At 38.0% G+C, this 16,568-nt stretch carries 13 protein-coding genes and 1 riboswitch; of the genes, 8 read left to right on the forward strand and 5 right to left on the reverse strand.

From position 1 onward, the window contains the following. Nucleotides 1–202 precede the first annotated feature (202 nt). Nucleotides 203–934 carry a DUF7873 family protein gene (locus F6K40_RS31485; protein ID WP_293141718.1) on the forward strand — a complete coding sequence of 244 codons (732 nt, stop codon included), beginning with the start codon at nucleotides 203–205 and terminating at the stop codon, nucleotides 932–934. 485 nt (nucleotides 935–1,419) lie between these two features. Next, nucleotides 1,420–3,018 carry a P-loop ATPase, Sll1717 family gene (locus F6K40_RS31490; protein ID WP_293141720.1) on the forward strand — a complete coding sequence of 533 codons (1,599 nt, stop codon included), beginning with the start codon at nucleotides 1,420–1,422 and terminating at the stop codon, nucleotides 3,016–3,018. A 150-nt stretch (nucleotides 3,019–3,168) separates the two neighbouring features. Here the strand turns inward: F6K40_RS31490 and F6K40_RS31495 are convergent, their stop codons facing one another. The 4 genes from F6K40_RS31495 to hemC all read right to left on the reverse strand — a co-directional run bounded on the left by F6K40_RS31495 (nucleotide 3,169) and on the right by hemC (nucleotide 7,643). Next, a complete protein-coding gene (locus F6K40_RS31495; protein ID WP_293141722.1) occupies nucleotides 3,169–3,945 on the reverse strand; it encodes an SDR family NAD(P)-dependent oxidoreductase in 777 nt (258 codons plus the stop codon). Between the two features lie 629 nt (nucleotides 3,946–4,574). Next, nucleotides 4,575–5,456, reverse strand: coding sequence for a DUF4435 domain-containing protein (locus F6K40_RS31500; protein WP_293141724.1), 882 nt, complete (start codon nucleotides 5,454–5,456; stop codon nucleotides 4,575–4,577). Then, a complete protein-coding gene (locus F6K40_RS31505; protein ID WP_293141726.1) occupies nucleotides 5,453–6,517 on the reverse strand; it encodes an AAA family ATPase in 1,065 nt (354 codons plus the stop codon). The genes F6K40_RS31500 and F6K40_RS31505 overlap by 4 nt, the downstream gene beginning before the upstream one ends. 163 nt (nucleotides 6,518–6,680) lie before the next feature. Beyond that, nucleotides 6,681–7,643 carry a hydroxymethylbilane synthase gene (hemC, locus tag F6K40_RS31510; protein WP_293141728.1) on the reverse strand — a complete coding sequence of 321 codons (963 nt, stop codon included), beginning with the start codon at nucleotides 7,641–7,643 and terminating at the stop codon, nucleotides 6,681–6,683. A 490-nt stretch (nucleotides 7,644–8,133) separates the two neighbouring features. Between hemC and F6K40_RS31515 the strand changes: the two genes are divergently transcribed. The 5 genes from F6K40_RS31515 (at nucleotide 8,134) to F6K40_RS31535 (ending at nucleotide 12,767) form a co-directional block, all read left to right on the forward strand. Further along, the gene (locus F6K40_RS31515; protein WP_293141730.1) at nucleotides 8,134–8,985 is read left to right on the forward strand and encodes a hypothetical protein; all 852 of its coding nucleotides are present in this window, start codon (nucleotides 8,134–8,136) and stop codon (nucleotides 8,983–8,985) included. A gap of 113 nt (nucleotides 8,986–9,098) precedes the next feature. After that, nucleotides 9,099–9,419, forward strand: a complete 321-nt coding sequence (locus tag F6K40_RS31520) for a hypothetical protein (protein WP_293141732.1) — start codon at nucleotides 9,099–9,101, stop codon at nucleotides 9,417–9,419. Between the two features lie 649 nt (nucleotides 9,420–10,068). After that, nucleotides 10,069–10,791 (forward strand): TIM-barrel domain-containing protein, encoded by a 723-nt coding sequence (locus F6K40_RS31525; RefSeq protein WP_293141734.1) that lies wholly within the window; start codon nucleotides 10,069–10,071, stop codon nucleotides 10,789–10,791. A gap of 28 nt (nucleotides 10,792–10,819) precedes the next feature. After that, nucleotides 10,820–12,112 carry a TIM-barrel domain-containing protein gene (locus F6K40_RS31530; RefSeq protein WP_293141736.1) on the forward strand — a complete coding sequence of 431 codons (1,293 nt, stop codon included), beginning with the start codon at nucleotides 10,820–10,822 and terminating at the stop codon, nucleotides 12,110–12,112. 334 nt (nucleotides 12,113–12,446) lie between these two features. Continuing rightward, nucleotides 12,447–12,767, forward strand: coding sequence for a nuclear transport factor 2 family protein (locus F6K40_RS31535; RefSeq protein ID WP_365673460.1), 321 nt, complete (start codon nucleotides 12,447–12,449; stop codon nucleotides 12,765–12,767). Between the two features lie 324 nt (nucleotides 12,768–13,091). Here the strand turns inward: F6K40_RS31535 and F6K40_RS31540 are convergent, their stop codons facing one another. Beyond that, a complete protein-coding gene (locus F6K40_RS31540) occupies nucleotides 13,092–14,279 on the reverse strand; it encodes an FG-GAP repeat domain-containing protein (RefSeq protein ID WP_293141740.1) in 1,188 nt (395 codons plus the stop codon). Nucleotides 14,280–15,209: 930 nt separating this feature from the next. Beyond that, nucleotides 15,210–15,306, forward strand: a riboswitch (TPP riboswitch). A gap of 7 nt (nucleotides 15,307–15,313) precedes the next feature. Here F6K40_RS31540 and thiC point away from each other — a divergent pair. Further along, on the forward strand, nucleotides 15,314–16,568 hold a 1,255-nt coding region (thiC, locus tag F6K40_RS31545; RefSeq protein WP_293141742.1), incomplete at its 3' end, for a phosphomethylpyrimidine synthase.

Below are 16,568 nucleotides of genomic sequence, written 5' to 3' on the forward strand. Positions count from 1 at the left end.
GAATTACGTCGATGCCCTAAAAATGGCTAGAACCGTTGGTAATTCAAGATTTATGCCTTTTTGACGTAAAAGCCTTTACCTGTCTATATTTGAGCCTATTTTTTTGGTTGATTTTGTTTAAGTCCCGGTAGACAGTTGAGCACAATTACACTATAATACAAATAATACAAAAAACAATTGAATAAATGGACAATATATCCAGATGGCACGACTAAATCAAATCATCGCAATTGAAAAAGGAATCAAAAGTCGGTCAGTGCAGGAACTAGCGGAAGCTCAAAAAGCTTTGCAGAAACCTGCTTTACTTTCGGGTATTTCTCGAACCTATCGCCCTAAAGATGAGGAGGGAGAACAACTTCCCCCAGAGTCGAAAAAGGTGGAGGTAAAAGCAGAAGAAATTATCCGCAACACTGCCGAGGTATTAACTAAGTTGTTGGATGTCACAGCAACTAAAGATTGGACAAACTGTACGGCCCGCGCTGATGTGGTTGTGGATGGTCAAACTTTGTTGACTCAAGCTCCAGTTAGTTATCTACTATTCCTAGAAAAGCAGTTGACAGACTTACGCGCTTTTATCAAAAAGTTGCCTGTGTTGGATGCTGCCGATACTTGGACGTTTGACGAGTCTTCCGACTGTTGGGCAACAGAACCAGTTCAAACACTGCGGACTTTCAAAACTCCCCGCAACCATGTTAAGGCAGAAGCGACGGAACATCACCCTGCCCAAGTAGAGGTATATTATGAAGATGTGACTATTGGGTATTGGCGCACAGTCAAATTTTCTGGCGCGTTGCCTGCACGTCGGCTTAATGAAATGTTGGAAAAATTAGAAAAGCTGTCTCAAGCTGTTAAATTTGCTCGTGAGGAAGCTAATAATTCTGAAGTACAAGAGCAGAGAGTTGGGGAGCGGATTTTTCAATATTTATTTCAATAATTAGTTGTCAAAATTTATAGTTTGAGTTATTATTAAATAGGAGTACAAATTCAATCTCAAACTTTAATTTAAACCGTACAAGTATTATAGCGTCAGTTCAATTCTGACCTTCGTTTGATTAACGAAGTAGCCCAATGGGAAGAGGCGATATTTTGTACAACCTCAAGATAAAGCTATTACTCCAAGCTTAATATTCATCACTGTCGCGAGAACAACTTTCGAGGAAAAATCTTATTGAGATACCGGCTCGTATCCGGTTCCCTGCTCCAAATTATATGCGGGGATAGCTTAACTGGGAAAGCACAATGATAACAGACTAAAACCGAGAATTAAAAGCGATCGCGTGTACAATTCAGTGACTCACCGAAGCCCCAAGAAAGGACAGACCTTGGGGCTTCACCTTTTTTTTCGCTACATAATAGGAAGTTTCTGCCAAATTTAAGTCATAATAATTAGCTCAAGAGAATCAATGTGGAGTTAACATAATGGACACAATAAATTTGCCAGAACCTTTGCCAGATGACAGAAATGAATTACTTCAATTGAAGTGGGATTTACCCTTTGGGAATGCATTGTCCACAGAATCATTAAAAGGAGCTCTTCGTTATGTGTATACTGAATGTCAAGCTTTTTCAGAAGCAATAGACCCTATATATCGAATTATTATGGGACGTAAGGGGAGTGGTAAATCAGCTCTAATAAAGCGAATATGTTTAGGAAACGAGTATCACTTTAAGGTTCGTTGCCAGAAGCATGAACTAATAAATTGGATTAAAAATTCTATTCCTGTTTCGGAGTCAGAGAATGTACCTATAGAATCATACTTAGATGAATGTAAATATTTCTATTGGTTGCTAATATTTGCTGAAATATTGAAAAATAATCCCAACCTTAAAAGTGTAAAAAGTTTTTTAAATCATGCAAGTCCCTCTGATAAAGGATTTTTAGGTGGTGTTCAGGAATGGGCTAAAGCAAATTTAAACTCAAAGAGCATAACAGTTTCAGTGACTGCTGGGCTGATTACAGCATTTGTGAAAAGAGATGGATCGACTTTTGAAAAAGCCAAGGAAGAAGCAATAGCATTTCTAAACGATAAAAAATTAGTTATTTTGATTGACAACCTAGAGCACTATTTATTTAAAACACAGCATCAACGTAATATTTTTGCAGCTCTTCTTCTCTCTGCAGTCGATTTTGGAGATACAAATAATATTGTTGTGAAATGCTTCCTCCCATCTGAAAATTATACACAACTTGAGAAGTATTCCGTCAATTGGGGAAAAATCAGTCAACGGATTATAGTTCTTCGATGGACGGCTAAAGAGTTATTGATAATGCTATGTAAGAGACTAGGGTTTGGATTGTATAAGGAGGGGCTAATAGATCGCAGTGATCTATCGGAATTTGACAATTTAGATCAGGCTCTATGTTTTTGGAATCGATATTTCTCCGCGAAGGTTTTTAATGAAGCTTTTGGAATCAATGAACCAGTCGTCTTTTATATACTCCGGCATACACAGCTTACTCCTAGACAATCTATTCAGTTGTGTAATTCAATTGTAAAACAAGCATCAGGTATTTTCCCAAACAAACCTATTCCTAGTGAAAAGATACGATTAGGTGTTAAGAATTTTGAGGAACAGTTGTGTAAAGAAGTGTTCTCTGCATTCAAAGATACTTATCCAAATGCTGAAGAGTTTTGTAGGGAGTATCTTCGAGAGTTGGCAATGTCGTTTCGCATAGCAACCATTAAGGCTGATGTATATGAGAAGATTTCTAATACGGATAAATATAAAATTTATAGGGAGGATAGCAGTTTTCTAGAGTGTATGCTTTTTGAATTAGGAATTATTGGAGTTGAAAAGAGCATAGAAAGCCCACTGTTGGAAATATATAATCTTACTCAATTTGAGCCAAATCAAGATGATAGATTAAACCCTAACAAAAATAGTAATCTATTTGTTCACCCCATGTTTATTCATAAAATCAATTTTATGCGAGACAAAGAGGCTTGTTCCAAGCCAATCTGTCCTATCCAGATGGCAAGCTTTCCAAAGATAACTACATTATTTGAGGAAAATTGATGAGAATTTTAGGGAGACTGAGTTCTACAAACATTAGCTTTACCTTATCAAAAATCTCTGATTAAATCCTATGGTGTGTGTAATTCAGTGATACACCGAAGCCCTAAGTACGGACACTCACTTAAGGCTTCACAATTTTTTTTCCTCTAGTTAACTCTTTTCCATAGTCTTTTGCGACATTTTCAATACTGTTTTTCTCGGTAGAAAAGGCATTACCCAATTAACCATAAAACTTAATGATCGCTCATTGATTTTAACTAAATCACCTTTCATCATAGCATTATAGCCACACTCGGCGACAGACTTCGCAGATGCTGCATTATCCCACATTGAGTTTCCTTCAAGATTTCCCGCTGCTACAAAACCAGTAGCAACTGCACCAGGACAAAGAACAGTTGAAGTCACATTTGTATCAGAAAGTTCTTGGGAAATAGCCTGAGAAAATGAAACAACGAAAGCTTTTGTTGCAAAATAAACTGCTTGTAGCGGACCAGGAAGAAAGCCAGCAGTTGATGCGACGTGCAAAATTTTTCCAGAATTTCGGCTAACCATCCCTTGCAAGTACAGATGAGTCAGGTTAACCAGAGAAACCATATTCACCTGCATCATTGCTTGATCTTTTGCAAGATCGCGTTCATGGAATTTCCCGTAACCGCCAAAACCAGCATTATTAATCAGGATATCTATTTGTATCCCTGCTGCTTCAGTTGCTGAAAATATATTTTCAGCAGAATTAGGTTGCTCTAAGTCAGCGACAATGACAGTTGCTTTTATGCCATAAGCATTCTCTAATTCTGATTTCAATTCGTTAAGAGCGCTTTCACGACGAGCAACTAATACTAGGTATCCCCCTTTGGCTGCATGGAGTCTAGCGATTTCAGCTCCTATGCCACTTGATGCACCTGTTACTAATGCAGTATTACCCATAATTATCTCCTTATTTTTGAATATAGTGTTTTTATTTTCGGCATTGCTGATATCAAATCCGCTGGCTACGGTTCCCGAGAAATCGGAGTCATATAATTCTACCATCAGTATTGGTTAAAACTCCTAGTTGGTGGAGGGTTTGGAGACCAAACCCCTACAGTATTGAATTCTACCGATACTACCGGATTTGATATGAGAGGCGGGATGAATATAAGCGGTAAGGGTATCCTGGCAACCCGAAAATATCAGGAACGGGAACGGGCAAGATGCCCATTCCACAATACTTTGTACTGTGTAAGTCCTATATTATCATAATTAACTAATCATTCTTCCCAATAAATGTTTTAGAATGAATATTCATTCTTAAAGACAAAAAAAATTATTCAACTTTCAATCCATCCCAACAAAATAGGGCTGCTATCTCCCTTTGTTCCGATGATACTCCAGTAATAAGAAGTGTTTTCTAGCCCATTTTTGTTTCCTCAAAATAAATGTTTAAGAATGAATATTCATTCTTAAAGACAAAAAAAATTATTCAGCTTTCAATCCATCCCAACAAGATAGGGCTGCTATCTCCCTTTGTATGTAAGTTGCTAATCCGACGGCTTTCCTATCTGCATAGCGCTATATCAAGTCTCACTCGGCAAAACTCTGAACAGTTTATTATTTCTTTCCCATGTGCGAATATCGGAGTAGAGTTGCGTACCCTGAAAATAAACTGCTTCATAAGCAAGACGCAGGTTACGCTCAAGACTATTAGGTTCAATATCATTAGCTTTGTTAGAGCCAATAGTTTTTCGTAAACCAAAGGATAAAATTTCTACTAGATCGTGGCCACAACAAATTTGCCAAGGATCGCGATCGCCATCTCTTTTATCAATCAGTTGCTGTTGCAAATCTTCGTCTTTTAATGAAAAATTTTGAGATTTTTTCTTAACTTCACTAATAAATTCAAATTCATTTATCTTCAAAGTTTCTTCATCAATGAACTTGCTAAATTTAATACCCTCGAAAGTTAAATCTAGTCCATCGCCAAGAGATATCCAACGCAAGTAACCTATGGGAACAGCACTTTCAAGTATTACTAATCTGATATCTGGCTTTATATCTTTCTTAAATTGAGATATTTTTTCTTGGGAACCAAACTCAGAAATTACTTTATCGAAAGCAGGAGAATTAATGAGCATTGTCTCCAGATCGTGGCTGTCAGTGTAAAGTAGGTTGGCACTTTTTTGATCTATTGGAGGAGTGAGGCGATCGAAGTCTGCATCAACAATTGCCAGAATACCCAGAAAGTTTGATTCCTCTAATATTTTGAGAACAGAAATAACACGCTGTTTACTAGAAGGTTTCCCTGAAATAACAACTAATTCGCATTCTGATTTTTCAACAAAACGCTCATAAAAAGTTTTGTCTGAACTACCTTCTACTAACAAAAATGTACCTTTGTGGAGACTTCGCCGTAAACGAATTGCATTTGCCTCAGCGTCAACTGAACGTAAATCTCTCACTTATCTAGCCCCCTCAATTCAACTGTTAAATCCCAACGCTCCTGAATGATATCGGGTGAGTGAGTAGCCATTAAAACATCTATGTTTGCAAGTTCTGTGATTTCTTTTAAGTCCTTTAAAAATTCAACCTGCCATGCTACATGAAGAGAAAGTTCAGGCTCATCAATTAAAACTAATGAGTTAGGTTTAGTTTTAAATAGCAATTCATATAAAAGAACTAATTCATGTTGTTCGCCCGATGAAAGATCGCTAGGCAAAAGTTCTTGGTTATGGAGTGTTGTAAATACAAATCCCTTTTCTTTACTAAAATTTATTTCCTTGTAAGAATAAGCAAATTTTTTATTTATAATTTTCCTCAGCAGGTGGATTTTTTTTGCAGTCTCGGCAAATACATTTAACTTTTTTTCTACATCCTCAACATATACTGACAAAACATTTTTAGTGCTTTCGTCTATATCCTGGGGCTGAATTTTAAATTCTGAGTCTTTTTCTTCTTTATCTAGAAGTCCTATTTCTATGAGACTAGAACGAGTTGACTCAAGCTCATCTAGTTGTTGACGCAGTTGTTCGTTTGTTACATCTGCCGATGGCTGCTGTTTAACAACTCTTAATGGAAATGTTCTATCAAGAGATTCAGATGTTATCCCATATTCCTTAATTTTATCCTGCATAAGTTTAGCAAGTTCGTTAGAATAGATTGAAACAGTAGACTCTATTGGATTAGTTCCACGATGTATTCTATTAGGAACAAAATTTAATAACCGCTGTGATTCAATTAAACGAATATGAATAGAATTTTTCAACTCCTTCAACCGTTCATTTTTTTGTTTTGAAACAACCATAACTTCACCATTATCTAATTCAACCTGAAATTTTTTAAATGGTATATTTTGAAACTTTGAGTATTCAGAATTAAAGAAATCATTTAAAATTGTCAAAATTGCTGTTTTTCCAAAGCCGTTTGGACCATGAATAATAGTAATTCTCTCTTCCCTATTTAATGGAATTACATGGTTAAAAATTCCAAATAAGCCATCAACAGAAATTTGTTTAATTCTCATATTAACTGAGTCCTAAAAACATTTGCTTTACTGTTTTATTCTAACTGTTAAACCTACTCTAAAAAATGTTTGGTGGGTTACGGCGTCAAGTTAATATTTTGGTTTTAATTGATAATTATTGCCGCCTAACCCACCCTACGCCTGATAACTAATAACCGAAAAATTAACTACGATCAATTTCTGCCAAAATTTCATCTAAAATTTCTTGGGCACCTTGTTCTCTCAATTTTTTCGCTAATTCAAGACCTATTTTTTCGGCATCAGAAGCAGCACCACTAACAACATCCTTAACCAATTTCTTGCCATCTAAACTAGCAACTAAACCAGTTAAAGTGAGTTGTTCTCCTTCTATTTGCGTATTAACACCAATCGGAACTTGACAACCCCCTTCTAACTCTCTCAAAAAAGCACGTTCCGCATAACATCTATGAGCAGTGACAGTATGTTCCAGACTCTTCAATAAATCGAGAATATAATTATCTTCGGCACGACATTCTATTCCTAAAGCACCTTGTCCGACTGCATGAAGAGAAATTTCTGGTGGTATAACTTGATGAATGCGATCGCTCATTTCTAATCTATGCAAACCAGCAAAAGCCAGAATTAGGGCATCATACTCGCCAGCATCCAATTTTGCCAGTCTAGTATTGAGATTACCACGAACATCTTTAAATTCCAAGTGGGGTAAGTGGTGGCGGAGTTGTGCCAAGCGTCTCAGGGAAGACGTACCAATAACAGCACCTTCTGGCAAAGTCTCAAGTTGTTTATCCTTGAACTTTTCATGGACAACTAAAGCATCTGCCGGATTTTCCCGTTCGGTAACGCAACCCAACATCAAACCTTCTGGTAAATTTGTCGGTAAGTCTTTTAAGGAATGAACTGCTAAGTCAGTTTCATTTTGCAGCATTCCTAATTCTAGTTCCTTTGTGAAGAGTCCCTTATCTCCAATTTTTGCTAGGGGCACATCTAGAATTTTGTCCCCTTGAGTAGACATGGTGTGGACTTCAAATGTGATGTCTGGGAAATGTTTCTGGAGTTCTTCTTGCACCCAATAGGTTTGAACTAAGGCCAGTTGGCTTTTGCGGGAACCGATCCGAACGGTACGAGTAGAGGCAGATGTTGTCATTTTTTCTATTGAAATTAATAAATTTGGTCATTCTTTCTAGACTACCGTAAATTGGGGCCTAAATTTTTGAAGTCAGAAATCAATTCAAAATTCAAAATTCAAAATTCAAAATTATAACCTCTGACTTTAGGCAGAGGCTTGAAATAAGGAAAAGATTTTTGATTTTTTCGTTCTAAAGAACGAGGCTTGAATCCTTAACTAAAGCATTATTGAAATTAAAGTAAATAACCAAAACTTTTGAACTTTGAATGCGTTAATTTTGAATTCAAAAAATGGTCAGAAGTTAGAAGTTAGATATTTTTAGCTAAAAAATGCAGAAATGTTTATAGTGCGGGCATCTTGCCCGCGATAGGTTTACCTCAGCAAGATGAAATAATGAAATCTGGTGTATTTTTAGCTAAAAAATACAAATAAGAATTTGAGCGGATTATTTTATACAATTAAGCGTGAAATTATTTGTAAGATATTTACAGTGAATTGGTAGAAGAAAATGAGTCAAGAAGAAAGAGAAGTTTTGGAAAAAATTGCTCGGGTTATGGAAAGTTTGCCTGGTGAAAGTTTGTTAGAAAAATGTTGGACTGAAGAGCAAAAAGAGGAATGGCAAAAAGTAAGAAATACTCAAGTGTATATAGCTGAATGTTGGAGGGCTAAGTTTATATATCAGCAAGGAGACCCAATTGCAGAAGCTTTAGATAAAAAAGAAATTGTTCAAAATAAGTATGATTTAATCTGGCTAACTGTAAACCAATACAAAGATCAATGGGAACTTATTCAAGTAGTGGAAAAATATCTCAAGCAATTACATTCTGTATTTGGTAACCTTTTATCCAACAAAAAAATAAGTTCTCAAGTTCATAAGTTTTTCCCAAATAGTATTTTTCTGAAACCATATCCATTTAATTCTGCTTATGATTTATTTGTAGCAGTTTTAAAAGAAGAGATAGAAGGTGCTTTTGAAATTTGCCTAGAAAAACATTATGGTATTAACTTCAAAACGATAAAAAATGGTGTTAAACAATTAATTGAAACGATTCAGCACGCAGACAATTGTACAGGGGTTTATCCTCAACTTAATTCTATTCAACAAGAAAAGGTAAAAAAAAATATTGGTTGGCATAGAATCAGTTTTTCTTGGTGGGGAATGATTCTCTTTATCTGTCAATTTGCAGCAATTGTGGATTCTTCTGTGAGAACAAAATTAATTGTAGTTAATAAATCCACGATAGAAGTTTTCAAGTTATCAGCTAAGGCTAGTTATAAATTTAAGGGATTCACCTGGATAGATGGAAAAAAAGTTCCCTTTGATAAATTTGGCGGGGTACCTGTTAAAAATGGAAAATAGTCAAGAGATTTTAACAAAACTTAAAAACAGAAACAGTTTCAATCTGCCCCACAGATAAAGGCAGTAAGTTGGAATAGTCAAAGTTCACATCCAATAAAACTGGAGAGAAAAAAATGTTTACTTCCAATACTCCCAAAGCTGAACTATTCCAACCTGAAAACTTATCTGAAATAACAATGGAAAAAATGTTAGACAATATGGAAGAAAACTGTAAATTAGCACTAAGTCTAATATTTGACCAAATTCATGCAATTAAAAATATGCGCGAGTTGTCTCAAAATTATCAAAGCAAAATTCAACAACTTCAAGAGGAAGTAAATTATTTGAAAGTAGATAACCGCAGTAAAGATGACAAAATTCAAGAATTAGAATGTTTAGCATATTTTGAATCTCCAAATGGAGATGCTATTTGTAATAGTAACTGGTTAGATTAACCTCAATAATTAGACATCTCTAATAATCAAAAATAAAATCAATCATCCTACAGAAATCATCAATTATTTATCCCTGACCTCTACTCCCTATTCCCTCTTGTTTAGAGATGTCTATTGGAAGCTTACTTAATGATAAAGTGCCAATTATTATTTATAAGCTTAAATTATACAACTGACTTGGTATTTTAATAATTTATTGATGCGATCGCTCTGTTCCCAATCTGATTACTATGTCCGTCCAGGAAATTTAAAAAATAATCAGGACAGGCCAAAAAAGTCTTTTATTAAGAAAAAATAAAGAAAAAAATAATTTGTGCAAAACAAAGTAATGATGTGAAAAGACTTAAAAGCGAACAATTAAATAGTCCAAAAAAATAATTGGATTTTGAATATGATAAGAACAGGATTTAGGCGGGCGAACCCAAAAACCCTGCTTTTCGTAGATGTCTGTTAAAAACGACGATGTATCCTAGAAATATGGTTTCTTTGCATAAATCCTAAGAAACTTGAATTCAGTTCTAAGATGCAGTTAAACTAGCGATCGCGTGATTCAGCTATCTATAGATTAACCAAGCATATCTTTATAACTCATATAGCTAAGAAAGAATTGGTTAGGACATAGACTGATGATGAACCTTAGACAGCGGAAATGTTCACTTACTTGCGAGATCGAGGTGTTAAGTGCAGTACAAACATTACTCCGGTGATTAGCAACCAAGATGAATTTAACCCAAATCCAAACTACTACCCAACCTACCGCGAGGGACTAGACAACGGTTACTTTGTTCTAGATAAGCGGTTCGATCCGAACAATCCCGAAAGCAAAGAATACCAAATCTATGGTGGTGGTAACGAATTCCGTTCCAAACATTACCAGGGGTCAGAACCGGAAGGTTTCAATAGTGGCAACGCTTACATTGGCGAAGTTTACTACGGGAACGATGGCGCTGGTAACGAATTGGGAAGTCCAGGTCATTATTCAGATTTAGGTCGTGCTGAAGTCCGCGAATGGTGGGGCAAGCAATATAAGTACCTCTACGAGCAGGGGCTAGAATTTGTCTGGCAGGATATGACTACACCAGCTATCCGAGACTTCCGTGGGGATATGAAAGGCTTTCCTTTCCAGTTATATGTAACCGATGATTCTGAACCCTCACAAGTAAAACAAACCCCAGCCATCAAAGTTTGGAATCTGTACTCGTACAATCTCCACAAAGGAACCTACAACGGACTTAATAACCTGTACCAACTATCGGACGATCTGAAGTGGCGTGAAAACAAACGCAACTTTATCATTAGACATCTCCAGAAAAGAGGGAACAGGGAACAGGGAACAGGGAACAGGGAAGAAAAATTGATAATTTATGGATAAGAATTGATTTTAATTTTTATTTTTGGAGATGTCTATTGGACGAGGAAGTTTTGTTGGTTCTCACATATTTGCTGGTTTATGGACGGGAGATAACTCTTCTGACTGGGATTTCCTCCAGATGAATATTTCTCAAGTTCTGTCTCTTGGCATGAATGCTTTAGCAGTCACAGGGCAAGATATCGGTGGCTTTGAACAGTCAGCGGCTGACGATCAGCAGAAGTGGGCAAGTCCAGAACTGGTGATTCGCTGGACTGCTGCAGGCGCTTTCTTACCCTGGTTCCGGAACCACTACGTTCGCAAAGGACGCAAAGAGTTCCAAGAGGTATTCCAGTATGTGAAATGGTTTGAGACATGGGGTCAACCAATTCCAGAACCTCAAGAATTGTACCGGATGGTGCCGCAGATTTGTAAGCATTACATTGAATTGCGCTACCGTCTGATGCAGTTGTTCTATGACGCATTGTTTGAGAACACTGTGGATGGTTTGCCTATCTGTCGTCCGTTGTTCCTCAACGATCCCCAAGATAAATCTCTCTACAACGATAAAGACGAATTCCTTAACAACGAATTCTTCGTTCGGAAGGATTTTCTAGTTGCTCCAATATTGCGCCCTCAGAGTCAAAGTAATGGTGGCAAGCGGGATATTTATCTGCCCAAGGGTAGCTACTGGTATAATTTCGTGAACAACAGTATGCCTCTGAATGGTGCTGCAGAAGGGGGATCGACGATACGGGAGTTTAATGCGAATATCAATACTTCTGGTCAGCACATTAACTTTATTGTTCCGATCTACATTCGGAAAGCAGCGATTATTCCTACAATTGAAGTGGAACAATATGTGGGAGAGCGTAACAAGAAGGGAGAGAAGAATCCTATTACTCTGAATATCTATCCAGATGTGCAGCGTAAGGGAGGGGAATATCGGATGTACTTGGATGATGGGGAGAGTCGTTCTTCTGCTCCGGAATCACAAGTGGACGCTCCCAAGGCGAACGATGAATATCGCCAGACTTTGATTACTAACAAGTACGCTGCGCAGAAGAACAGGGTGATTGAAATCAAGCGCGAGCATGATGGATATACACCTATGGAGGACTTTTTGTTCGTGGCAATATTGCACGATCCTGGGGAAGCAAAAGGAGATCACGGTCCGTTGCAGAGTGTTACCATGGGCGGTACACCGCAGCAGATTGTTGGTGATAGTAATTTTCTGTGGGGTTCTCCTAATAACGCATGGTATTACAACGCGGATATCAACATCAGTTTCATTAAGGTGTTCGATAATATGTCGTCGATTACCATCACGTTAAATTATGTCTAAGGTTTTGCTTAAGAAGTCGTAAACCTGGTTTATCAATGAAATTTCCTGGTTTGACAAACTATCCAGCAGTGCAATAAAGCTGGTTTCTTGTTGAGCGCAATTTTCATTTCTGTAGACAACTGTAGGGACATTGGATGCAACGTCCCTACATAATTTTAATTATCAGGACTTACGCAAAATATGGAATTATACGCCATATGTAGGGGCGAATGGCATTCGCCCTTACTAGATACGGACGTTCTGCGTAAGTCCTGTTATCATAAAACCAAATTTTCTTTACAGGAGTTTTATTATGAGTACAGTAGATGAAACTAGAGAAGTATGAAAACACCATATTGAGACGTGGGATGCAAATGACCTAGATGCCATTATGAGTGACTATTCAGAAGATTCTATCTTGATTCTCAACAATACAGTTAAAAAGGGTATTCAAGATGTACGAACTGTTTTTGACAATCTTTTTAAATTATTTAGTGATGGCAATAATATAATCGATCCCGAAGTAATTGAAGGAGAAGTTGTCTACATTACTTGGAATTTTACACCTACACGTGATAGCAGTTATTTTGGCAGCAACAGCTTTGTTGTTCAAAATAGGATTATTACATACCAAACTATTGCTTCTACACTCTATTACAAATACCCAGTAGTGTAGTAGGGAAATAGCTGTCGCTAGACTGTTAGCGACAGGCGAAGACGCTCATCAGCTCATCAAATTAACAAACTGCGAAATCTGTTAGCTCGCGAAAGCTTATAGCTAGTTAGGAATGAGGATTTATTAACTTCCAGATTTCTTGCAAAGAAGCATTTCAGTGCAATACTCCTAGGCAAAAACTGTGGATCTTATTAGACCTCTCCGGAAAAGAGGGAACAGGGAACAGGGAACAGGGAACAGGAAGAAAGAATAGATAATTTCTGGATGAGAATTGATTTGATTTTTAATTTCCGGAGATGTCTATTTAATTCTCATTCCTTAACATCAATTCAGTTTAGGATCGAGGTTGTTTAACCAAACTGTGTTAGGATCGCCACCATCAGCAAGAAAGTTAGGAAAGTCACCATTAGCAACAAAAGCATCAAGATCGCCATCTCCATCCACATCTGCTAAACTCACACCAAAACTAAGGGAATTCCCCAAAGCTTGCCCTGAGTCAGTAAATTTGCCACTACCGTCATTTAACCAAACTTTGTTAGGATCGTCAACAGTATTAACAATAAAAGCATCGAGATCACCATCTCCATCCACATCTGCTAAACTCACATCTATGCTAGCGTGATTCCCCAAAGTTTGCCGTGAGTCAGTGAAGAAGCCACTACCATTATTTAACCAAACTTTGTTAGACTCATTAAGATTAGCAGCAAAAGCATCAATGTCACCATCTCCATCCACATCTGCTAAACTCACACCTTGGGTAAAGGAATCACCTAAAACTTGCAGTGAGTCAGTGAAATTGCCACTACCGTCATTTAACCAAACTTTGTTAGGATCGTTAATAGCATTAGCAACAAAAGCATCAAGATCACCATCTCCATCCACATCTGCTAAACTTACATCAACGCTCCTGGAATTCCCCAAAGCTTGCTGTGAGTCAGTAAACTTGCCACTACCATTATTGAACCAAACTTTGTTAGGCTGACGAGCAACATTAGTAACAAAAGCATCAATGTCACCATCTCCATCCACATCTGCTAAACTCACACCGGTGCTAGCGTAATTCCCCAAAGCTTGCTGTGAGTCAGTAAACTTGCCACTACCATCATTTAACCAAACTTTGTTAGGTTGATGTTTATTAGCAACAAAAGCATCAATGTCACCATCTCCATCCATATCTGCTAAACCCATATCTCGGCTATTGGAATACCCTACAGCCTGCTGTGAGTCAGTGAAGAAGCCACTACCGTCATTTAACCAAACTTTGTTAGGCTGATGTCCATTAGCAACAAAAGCATCAATGTCACCATCTCCATCCACATCTGCTAAACTCACATCTCGGCTATTGGAATACCCCAAAGCTTGCTGTGAGTCAATGAACTCAATTACCGGGGGACTATTTGGGCGATCGTTGGGTATTTGTATCAGTACAACAAGCATCGCAACTGCTGCTACCACTGCTGGCAAAACCAGAAAGGATTTCCTCAAAGTCTGTAGCCATCTTGAAAGTGCCATGATAGAAATTTCTCCTTTGCGATTTTTTTCCTGTTTGGGATAGATTAGGACAGATGGTGCGTTACATTTCATTTTCATGTCACGCAGTGAAACGCACCCTACCAAACCTACTACAATAACCGGATTTGGTATTATAACGCGCGTGTTGGGTTTCCCTCCGGGAAGCTCCGCTAACACTTCATTCTACCCAACCTACATTTAAGCTGTGTCAGTCTACTACAAAATGGCTAGCTAATTTTTTCTATTACAGGACTTACACAGTACCGCTGTATTTAGTATGGGCGAATGCCATTCGCCCCTACGGGTGGTGTATTATTTGGTATTTTGCGTAAGTCCTGTATTATATAGAATCCATTAGGTATCTTTTGAGGATGTTGAGGTTTTGAACCTCTCGGTTAAGGTTTCAAGTGAGAAATTTGAGGTTTTGAACCTCTCGGTTGAGGTTTAAAGCGAGAACTTTGAGGTTTTGGACCTCTCAGCTCTCAAAAAAAGTCCAGTAAGCGTAGGTTGGGTTGAGGAACAAAACCCAACAGTTTAAGATTTAAAGCGAGAACTTTGAGGTTTTGAACCTCTCAGCTCTCAAAAAAAAGTCCAGTAAGCGTAGGTTGGTTTGAGGAACGAAACCCAACAGTTTAAGATTTAAAGCGAGAACTTTGAGGTTTTGAACCTCTCAGCTCTCAAAAAAAGTCCAGTAGGCGTAGTAGGCGTAGGTTGCGTTGAGGAACCCCGTAGCCTGCTTCCCGTAAGGGTAACCCAACAATAGTAAGGTTTTGTTAGGTTGAACGGAGGGAAACCCAACCTAAATTTTTACCTTTCATCGATCCAAAAAAAGTGCTATAGTAAAAGTTTATAGAGTCGAGGCAAAAGTTAGGACATAGCTAAAACGAGCATCAGAGATTACTTCTGACTTCTGACTTCTGACTTCTGACTTCAATAAGCTAGGGGTGCCTAGAATATTCAGGCTGAGAAATACCCTTAGAACCTGAGACTGGTTAATACCAGCGGAGGGAAGCTGTTTATTAAAGGGAAAAAATATGCGGACAGAATGGATCGCCAAGCGTAGTGGACACAAAAATGTCTCTCAAATGCACTATGCTCGTCAGGGAATCATCACTGAAGAAATGGACTTTGTGGCCCAACGAGAAAATCTCCCTGCTGAGTTAATCCGCGAAGAAGTAGCAAAGGGACGGATGATTATCCCTGCTAATATTAACCACACCAATCTCGAACCGATGTGTATTGGCATTGCTTCTCGGTGCAAGGTTAATGCTAATATTGGTGCCTCTCCTAATACTTCTGACATTGAGAAGGAAGTTGATAAACTAAGACTGTCTATTAAATACGGTGCAGATACCGTTATGGACTTATCTACAGGTGGGGGAAATTTGGATGAAATTAGAACTGCCATTATTAACGCTTCACCAGTTCCGATAGGTACGGTTCCAGTTTACCAAGCAGTAGAAAGCGTTCATGGCAGAATTGAAAATTTGACTGCTGATGACTTTCTTCATGTTATCGAAAAGCACGCTCAACAAGGGGTAGATTATCAAACTATTCACGCTGGAATTTTAATCGAGCATCTACCTTTGGTTAGAAGTCGGATCACTGGAATAGTTTCCCGTGGCGGTGGAATAATTGCTAAGTGGATGCTCCATCACCACAAGCAAAATCCTCTTTATACGCATTTTGACGAGATCATCGAAATCTTTAAAAAATACGACGTTTCCTTTAGTTTAGGAGATTCTTTGCGACCAGGTTGTACTCACGATGCTACTGACGAAGCGCAGTTAGCAGAATTAAAAACATTAGGTCAGTTAACTCGTCGTGCTTGGGAACATGATGTTCAAGTTATGGTAGAAGGTCCTGGTCATGTACCAATGGATCAAATTGAATTTAATGTGAAAAAACAAATGGAAGAGTGTTCAGAAGCGCCTTTCTATGTTTTGGGTCCCTTAGTAACAGATATTGCTCCTGGTTACGATCATATTACTTCTGCTATTGGCGCTGCAATGGCAGGTTGGTACGGTACGGCGATGTTGTGTTACGTTACTCCGAAAGAACATTTAGGTTTACCTGATGCTGAGGATGTGCGCAATGGGTTAATTGCTTATAAAATTGCTGCCCATGCTGCGGATATTGCTCGTCGTCGTCCGGGAGCGAGGGATCGGGATGATGAACTTTCTGCTGCTCGTTATAATTTTGATTGGAACCGTCAATTTGAGTTATCTTTAGATCCAGATCGAGCAAAGGAATATCACGATGAAACTTTGCCTGCGGATATCTATAAAA

This window comes from Okeania sp. SIO3I5, from assembly GCF_010672085.1.
Classification (GTDB): domain Bacteria; phylum Cyanobacteriota; class Cyanobacteriia; order Cyanobacteriales; family Microcoleaceae; genus Trichodesmium.